General features: G+C 65.1%; 7 protein-coding genes and 1 pseudogene. 2 read left to right on the top strand and 6 right to left on the bottom strand.

The annotated features are described in order from the left end of the window. Positions 1-869: pseudogene (locus WA317_RS01190) on the top strand (hypothetical protein); the annotation flags it as partial. Positions 870-1,434: 565 nt separating this feature from the next. Here WA317_RS01190 and fbaA read toward each other — a convergent pair. Beyond that, positions 1,435-2,469: a class II fructose-bisphosphate aldolase gene (gene fbaA / locus WA317_RS01185; protein ID WP_425171287.1), complete on the bottom strand. Its 1,035-nt coding sequence runs from the start codon at positions 2,467-2,469 to the stop codon at positions 1,435-1,437. A gap of 168 nt (positions 2,470-2,637) precedes the next feature. On the opposite strand from fbaA, the gene WA317_RS01180 reads away from it, so the two are divergent. Beyond that, entirely contained in the window at positions 2,638-3,273 is a 636-nt protein-coding gene (locus tag WA317_RS01180; protein WP_425171290.1) for a DedA family protein, read from the top strand. 14 nt (positions 3,274-3,287) lie between these two features. On the opposite strand, the gene msrB is transcribed toward WA317_RS01180, so the two are convergent. From msrB to pyrE, 5 genes are all read right to left on the bottom strand, one after another. Continuing rightward, positions 3,288-3,752 carry a peptide-methionine (R)-S-oxide reductase MsrB gene (msrB, locus tag WA317_RS01175; RefSeq protein ID WP_425171289.1) on the bottom strand — a complete coding sequence of 155 codons (465 nt, stop codon included), beginning with the start codon at positions 3,750-3,752 and terminating at the stop codon, positions 3,288-3,290. Positions 3,753-3,844: 92 nt separating this feature from the next. Next, positions 3,845-5,203 (bottom strand): 3-oxoacid CoA-transferase, encoded by a 1,359-nt coding sequence (locus WA317_RS01170; RefSeq protein ID WP_425171286.1) that lies wholly within the window; start codon positions 5,201-5,203, stop codon positions 3,845-3,847. 15 nt (positions 5,204-5,218) lie between these two features. Beyond that, entirely contained in the window at positions 5,219-6,367 is a 1,149-nt protein-coding gene (locus WA317_RS01165) for a glycoside hydrolase family 76 protein (RefSeq protein WP_425171285.1), read from the bottom strand. A gap of 16 nt (positions 6,368-6,383) precedes the next feature. Continuing rightward, positions 6,384-7,028, bottom strand: coding sequence for a TrmH family RNA methyltransferase (locus WA317_RS01160; protein WP_425171288.1), 645 nt, complete (start codon positions 7,026-7,028; stop codon positions 6,384-6,386). 100 nt (positions 7,029-7,128) lie between these two features. Then, entirely contained in the window at positions 7,129-7,692 is a 564-nt protein-coding gene (gene pyrE, locus WA317_RS01155; RefSeq protein ID WP_425171284.1) for an orotate phosphoribosyltransferase, read from the bottom strand. Positions 7,693-7,794 lie beyond the last annotated feature (102 nt).

The raw sequence follows: 7,794 nt of genomic DNA, 5'->3' as shown, positions 1-7,794 counted from the left end.
CGGTCACCACCACGCCGCTGACCACTACCTCGACACTGACGACCACCCAGCCACTGGCCTACAGTCGGCCCGAGCCGCCAGGGCCGCCGGTTCCGCCGTCTGCACCACAGCCGCCCCTGCTCAACCCCGGCGACACCGCCCAGTCGTTGACTCCCCCACCTCCGGCATCGAAAGTACTGGCGCCGCCACCGCCGGCTCCGCAACCTGCCACAGCGCCAGGTGGCCCGCCCGAACCATCTCTTGGCAGCGGAAGTCCGGAAGGCTCCGGCGGCCCCGGCGCCCAGATGCTCGGCACCGGCCCCGGCGGGACGCCGCAAGCACCGCCAACCCCGATACCGCTCGACCCGGCCCCACCGCAGACACCGATCGCGGAGATGACCCCAGAAGAGGCGATTGCAGCCTGGAACGCCGTCAACGCGGACATAAACGCATGGAACGCCCGATGCGGACGCACCTTCGCCATACCAACCGAACAAGCGGCATACGACGCTTGCATCGCCGACAAAGGCCCTCTCTTGGAGCGACAGGCCGCGATCAGAGCGCGGTTAGGTGACCTCGGCATCCGAATAGAGGGCGAAGAACCCGCTCAACACCCCGAAAAAGCCGAGCCGCCCTTTCCGCCGCCTCAGCAGATCAACGGATTCACCGATCACGGCCGAGAGCGAGTTGAGGACCGAGATGGGCACGGCGTCAACGATGACGCACTGCAAGACGCTGTGGAGCATCCGGTGTCACCGCCTAGCTATCAGATTGACTCCCAAGGCCGCGGGTCCTACAGCTACGAGGGCAAAGACGCGATAGTGGTTTTGAATAAAGACGGGCAAGTGGTTACCGCGTGGGCGAGGGCCCACCAAGGTTGGAGGCATTGATGAGCAACGCTCTTGACGCTATTCCAGAAACAGCGCGCGCTGTAATCGTGGACGAGCTGCTACGTCGCGACTCCGCTCTCTTAGCCGAACTCCGCGAAACAGACGAGCCAACCATTAATCAGCGCGACGCTGTCAACCGGATCCTTATTACTGCGGTGATCAAAAGTTTAGGATCGGATTGGACCCCGAATGACCACGGCCTGGCGGTCGAACGCGCTGCCTGCGTTTTCAACGAAGTTTGGCCGAGGTCACCATAAATTGATCACACTCACAGGAACAAAGACAAAGAATGTCGCCCACGGCATGTGCATCCATCCCGAGGGGTCACATGGAAATCGGTCGCCAGCGACGGATTAGCCTGGCATACCGATGGTCATTGTTAAACGTTTAACGTCTTCATTTGCAAGGCACACGTAAATTGAACCTGTTCGAGTTCGTCACAAAAGCCGCTGGACGTGGACCGTGCGTAGGTGTGCACAATCGAACATCATCGCCAGTGGTGCTTCCAGATCGAGTCGAGCACCGCGTGGTTTCCCGCGGACATATGTGGCCGCTCGCGGCGGGATTAGGAAGCCAGCGTCTTTTCGGCGCAGTGCAGGTCTTGGCAGGCCTCGATGACGCGCTCGGTCATCTGCGCTTCGGCCTTCTTCAGATAGCTGCGCGGGTCATAGGCCTTCTTGCTGCCCACCTCGCCGTCGACTTTGAGCACCCCGTCGTAGTTGGTGAACATGTGGCCGACAATCGGCCGGGTGAACGCGTACTGAGTGTCAGTGTCGACGTTCATCTTGACCACGCCGTAGTGCAGCGCCTCCTCGATCTCCGACTTCTCCGACCCCGAACCGCCGTGGAAGACGAAGTTGAAGGGTTTGGAACCCTCCGGCAGGCCCAGCTTTGCCGCCGCCGCCTTCTGGCCCTCGGCCAGCACCTCCGGACGCAGCTTGACGTTGCCGGGCTTGTAAACGCCGTGCACGTTGCCGAACGTGGCGGCCAGTAGATACTTGCCGTGTTCACCGGTGCCCAAGGCGTCGAGCGTCTTGTCGAAGTCCTCGGGCGTCGAGTAGAGCTTGTCGTTGATCTCGTGGGCCACACCGTCCTCTTCACCACCGACCACGCCGATCTCGATCTCCAGGATGATGTTGGCGGCCGCGGCCTGTTTCAGCAGCTCCCTGGCGATCTCGAGGTTCTCGTCGATCGGCACCGCCGAGCCGTCCCACATATGCGACTGGAACAACGGTTTGTCACCCGCACCGACCCGCTCAGCAGAGATCGCCAGCAGCGGCCGGACGTAGCTGTCCAGCTTGTCCTTCGGACAGTGGTCGGTGTGCAGCGCGACGTTGACCGGGTACTTGGTCGCGACGATGTGGGCGAACTCCGCCAGCGCCATCGCCCCGGTCACCATCTCTTTCACCCCCAGCCCGGAACCGAACTCCGCACCACCGGTGGAGAACTGGATGATGCCGTCACTGCCGGCGTCGGCGAAGCCTTTGAGGGCGGCGTTGATGGTCTCCGAGGAGGTGCAGTTGATGGCCGGGAACGCGTAATTGTTCTCCTTGGCTCGTGCCAGCATTTCGGCGTAGATCTCAGGCGTTGCGATGGGCATGGAACTTCCTTCTGGGCCGGCGGGTGCGTCCAGTATCGCAACTCACGGCGGCGTCGGCAGCGTTGCTGGGCCCCGCCTGGTCAGGATCGCCGGGCGGCGACGGTATGTTGGAACATCGTGAGCACCGCCTCGAACACCCTCGTGGCCCTGCCCAACATTCTCGACCCGATGTACTGGATCGGTCCCCAAGGATTGTTCGCGTCGGCGGTACTACCGACGATTCTGGCCATCGTCTACGTCGAGACGGGACTGCTGTTCCCGCTGCTGCCCGGTGAGTCACTGCTCTTCACCGGCGGCCTGCTCGCAGCCCACGGCACGCTTGACATCTGGGTGTTGGCGCCGTCCGTGGCGGCGGTCGCGGTGCTCGGCGATCAGACCGGGTACTTCATCGGCCGCCGGATCGGGCCGGCGCTGTTCAAGAAGGAAGACTCGCGCTTCTTCAAGCAGCACCACGTCACCGAGTCACACGCGTTCTTCGAGAAATACGGGCCCGCGGCGATCATCCTGGCTCGATTCATGCCGTTCGTGCGAACCTTCACCCCAGTGGTCGCCGGGGTGTCGTACATGCGCTACCCGCTGTACCTCGCGTTCGACATCGTCGGCGGCGTCCTGTGGGGCGGCGGCGTGACGGTGGCCGGCTACTTCCTGGGCAACGTGCCGTTCATCCACCAGAACTTGGAAAAGATCGTCCTGGTCATCTTGTTCGTGTCGATGCTGCCGGCGTTTGTCGCCTCCACCCGGGCCTTCCTGAAGCGCCGGCGAGCACCGGCGCGAGACCGGGAACCCCTGCAGGTCACCGAGTAGGCCCTTGACCGGAGCTAGGCGGGCCGGAAGCCCATCGCCACCCCGTTCATGCAGTACCGCAAGCCGGTCGGTGCGGGGCCATCGTCGAAGACGTGCCCGAGATGTCCGCCACAGCGACTGCAGAGCACTTCCGTACGCGTCATACCCTCGCTGTTGTCTTGCCGCTCGAGGACGGCGTTGTCCAGGGCTTTGTAAAAGCTTGGCCACCCTGTGCCGCTGTCGAACTTGGTCGTTGAGAAGAACAGATCCTGGCTGCAACCCGCACATCCGAAGGTCCCGCGCCGGTGCTCATCGTTGAGCGGGCTGCTGTAGGGCGTCTCCGTGGACGCAGTGCGGAGCACGGCGTACTGCTGCGGGTTCAGCAGATGCCGCCACTCTTCGTCGGTGTGGTTGACCTCGAATGTGCCGAGCGGCGAGCTGGGCGCACCTGCCGCGGTTAAGGCAAACACCGATCCGGACGCGGCGAGCGCACCAAGCATGGCGGTGCCGAACAGTATGTGCCGGCGGGTCAGAACCGGCCTCGGCAGCGGTGATAGTGGGGAAGTCACCTTTTGACCATACGTCTGCGACCTCAGACGGCCACTGTGAAATCGCATCCCGTCTTCGCGCGCACGTCGGCGACCGTCACCCCGGGATGCAGTTCGGTGAGTGTGAGGCCGTGGTCGGGGTCCACGTCGAAGACGCACAGGTCGGTGATGATCATGTCCACCACAGCCTTGCCGGTAACCGGCAGCGTGCACTGCTTGAGGATCTTCGGGCTGCCGTCCTTAGCGGTGTGATCCATCACCACGATCACGCGCTTCACGCCGGAGACCAGGTCCATCGCACCGCCGGGCCCCTTGACCATCTTGCCCGGCACCATCCAGTTGGCCAGGTCGCCGTTCTCCGCCACTTCCAGCCCGCCCAGAATGGACAGGTCGATGTGGCCGCCGCGAATCATGGCGAAGGAGTCGGCGCTGCTGAAAAAGCTGGAGCCGGCGATGGTGGTGATGGTCTGCTTGCCGGCGTTGATCAGGTCGGCGTCGACGGTGTCCGCACTGGGATAGGCGCCGATGCCGAGCAGGCCGTTCTCGGATTGCAGCGTCACGTTGATGTCGTCCGGAATGAAGTTGGCCACCAGCGTCGGAATGCCGATGCCCAGGTTGACGTAGTAGCCGTCACGCAGTTCCCGTGCGGCGCGCTGGGCCATCCACTCGCGGATCGGGCTACTGCTGTTGAGCGCTGTCTCTTTACTGACATTGCTGACGGTGCGGAATTCGATGCGCTTTTCGTAGTCACAACCTTCGATGATGCGGTCAACGTAGATGCCCGGGGTGTGGATCAAGTCGGGATCCAGCTCACCGACCTCGACCAATTCTTCGACTTCGGCCACTGTCACCGCGCCGCAGGTGGCGATCATCGGGTTGAAATTGCGGGCGGTCTTCCGGTAGACGAGGTTGCCTGCCTTGTCACCCTTCCACGCCTTGACGATCGACACGTCCGCGCGAATGCCTTCTTCCAGCACGTATTCAGTGCCGTCGAAGACCTTGATGTCCTTGCCTTCGGCGAGCTCGGTGCCGTAGGCCGTGCGGGTGTAGAAGCCGGGTATGCCCGCGCCGCCGGCCCGCAATTTCTCCGCCAGCGTGCCTTGCGGTGTGAGCGACAGGTCCAGCTCGCCGGCCAGCACCTGCCGCTCGAACTCCTTGTTCTCACCGACGTAGGAGGCGATCACCTTTCTCACCTGCCGTCCCTTGAGCAGCAGACCCATGCCGAAATCGTCGACGCCGGCGTTGTTCCCGACGATGGTGAGGTCCTTGACCCCGCTGTCCACCAGCGCCTGGATGAGGTTTTCCGGGATACCACACAAACCGAAGCCGCCGGCGGCAACCGTGATGCCGTCGGCAAGTAGGCCTGCCAGAGCGGACCCGGCGTCAGGGTGCACTTTGCTCATCGAGAGCTCCTCTCGTCACAGCTTGCCGGGCGCACCGCTGGCCGACCCGTCGTCGTCGGCTGCTGCCGCACTGGCGGCGTGCGCCGCCTCCATCAGCATCCAACCGGAGAGCTGCACGGACAGATCACGTTCGGGTGTCGCGGAGCCGGATACCGCGCCCCCGGAGAATTCCGCTTCCTTACCGGCAGCGGTCGGCAGTTCGGCATCCTTGTCCCAGGACGGCCCGAACAGTGGTAGCCCCTCCACGGTCTGCCGGTAGTCCCACGCCGATTCGGCCGACGAGATCACCAGTGCGCGGGCGGTGTCGCGGGCGACCACGTCGGCGGCGCCGTCGCCGGGCAGCGTGGTGGCCACCAGTGCGAGGTAGCGCGCGGTGACCCCGCCGAACAAACCGCCGTCGCCGCCGCCGGTTCCTTTGAGCACCCCTGAGGTGGACATGTGCTCGTTGATGGCGGCGGTCAGGCGGTGCACCCGGGGTGCATGCCGAGGATCGCCGGTCCGGGCGGCCAATTCGGTCTCCAGGCCCAGCACCACCCCTTGGCAGTACGTGAACTGCGCGCGCACCAGCGATCCGGCTTTGATGCCGTCGAACACCAAGTGGGTTTCCGGGTCGATCAACGTCGCGTCGATCCAGTCGGCCATCTGCTGGGCCCGCTTGAGCCGGTCACCATAGCGGGCCAGGAAGATTCCCGCCGGACCGTTGGAGGGCGCGTTGAAGAACTGGTCCTGCTTACGCCACGGGATCCCGCCGCCGTCCTCGGGTACCCAGGCGGTGAGAAACTGCTGGCTCAGCTTGTCCAGCGCGCGTTGACGCTCGACGCCGGCCAGCCGCGCAGCCCGCTCCAGTGCCAGCGCCAGCCAGGCCATGTCGTCGTAGTAATTGTTCACCCACGCGCCGAGGTTGCGCAGTCGGTGCGAACGGATCTGGCGGCGAATCCGGTTATGCCGCTCCGGCTTCGGATCGCGGACCTGCGCGTCGACCAAGCAGTCCAGTAGGTGGGCCTGCCACCAGTAGTTCCAGCTCCCGAACAACCGGTCACGGCGGGACGGCGGCCAGGCCACCACACCCAGGTGGGTTCCAGGCAGCGCCCAAAGCCGCCGCAGATGCCGCGCGGAGACGGCAGCTTCGGTGCTGGCCGCCCGATTCGCCCATAGCTGATCCATGTGTGCAAATCCTGCCTTACCAGGCCTGCGCGATGTTTCCGTGTTGCCTGATCCAGGCGTGCATCGCGATACCGGCGGCCACCGCGACGTTGATGCTGCGTGTCGAGCCGAATTGGGCGACCGAGGCGGTGAGCACTGCGGCTGCCCGGGTGTCGTCGGTGATGCCGGGTCCTTCCTGCCCGAAGACCAATAGGCAGTTCCGCGGCAGCTCGATCTGCTCCAGCCGGGCAGCGCCGGGCACGTTGTCGACAGCGACCGCTGTCAGACCGGCGTCGGTCGCGAACTCCATGAGCTCTGCGGAGCTGTCGTGGTGGCGCAACCGCTGATAACGGTCAGTGACCATGGCGCCGCGACGGTTCCAGCGCCGCCGCCCGACGATGTGGACAGTGTCCACCGCGAAGGCGTTGGCGGTGCGCACCACCCCGCCGATGTTGGCGTCATGCCCGAAGTTCTCAATGGCGACATGCAGCGAGTGTCTGCGCTGGTCGATGTCGGCGATGATCGCCTCGCGCGTCCAGTACCGGTAGGCGTCGACGACGTTGCGGGTATCTCCGTCGCGCAGCAACACCGGGTCGTAGCGCGGGTCGCTCGGCCACTCCCCTTGCCACGGGCCGACGCCGCCCGCCGATGTTCCCCACTCGGTGGGACCCGGATCGTTCACCGCGTCGCGACGATGCGGGTCGGAACGACCCGAGGAGGAGCGGCGCGAATCATTCACCGCGTCGTCGCCCTCCACTTCGCCAGAAGAGCCCGCACGGCGGCTAACGCAGTCCCAGATCCGTCAGACCCAACAGGCTGCGGCAGAGCAAGCCTTCGGCTTGGATAGCCTCTGCGGCACCGGTAGCGCGGTCCACCACGGTGGCCACCCCGATCACTTCGCCGCCGGCATCGCGAACCGCGTGCACCGCGGTCAGCGCGGAAGCACCGGTGGTGCTGGTGTCCTCCACCACCAGCACCCGCTGCCCTGTGACGTCGGCTCCTTCGATAAGACGCTGCATGCCATGGGCTTTCACCGACTTACGCACGACGAACGCGTCGATCGGGCGACCGGGTGCGTGCATGACGGCGGTGGCGACCGGGTCGGCGCCCAAGGTCAGGCCGCCGACCACCGCGTATTGCCAGTCATCGGTGAGCTCACGCATCAGCCGGCCGATCAGCGCCCCGGCCCGGTGATGCAAGGTGGCGCGCCGCAGGTCGACGTAATAGTCGGCCTGTTTGCCGGACGACAAAGTGAATTGCCCGCGCACGACGGACAACCGGCGCACCAGATCAGCCAGCTCGTGGCGATCGGAGGAGGTCAGGTCAGGCGCGGCAGCGGCCGGCATCAGCGCTGGTAGTGCGGGGCCTGCCGGCCGTTGCGCGGCGGTGACGGTTGGCGCTGAGCGGACCCGGAGCCGAGGTTGGAGCCGCCCTCGTCGCGCCGGGGC

This window comes from Mycobacterium sp., from assembly GCF_049802695.1.
Classification (GTDB): Bacteria; Actinomycetota; Actinomycetes; order Mycobacteriales; family Mycobacteriaceae; genus Mycobacterium.
The sequence above is the reverse complement of the archived record's forward strand: the minus strand, read 5'-3'. Positions and strand labels throughout refer to the sequence as shown.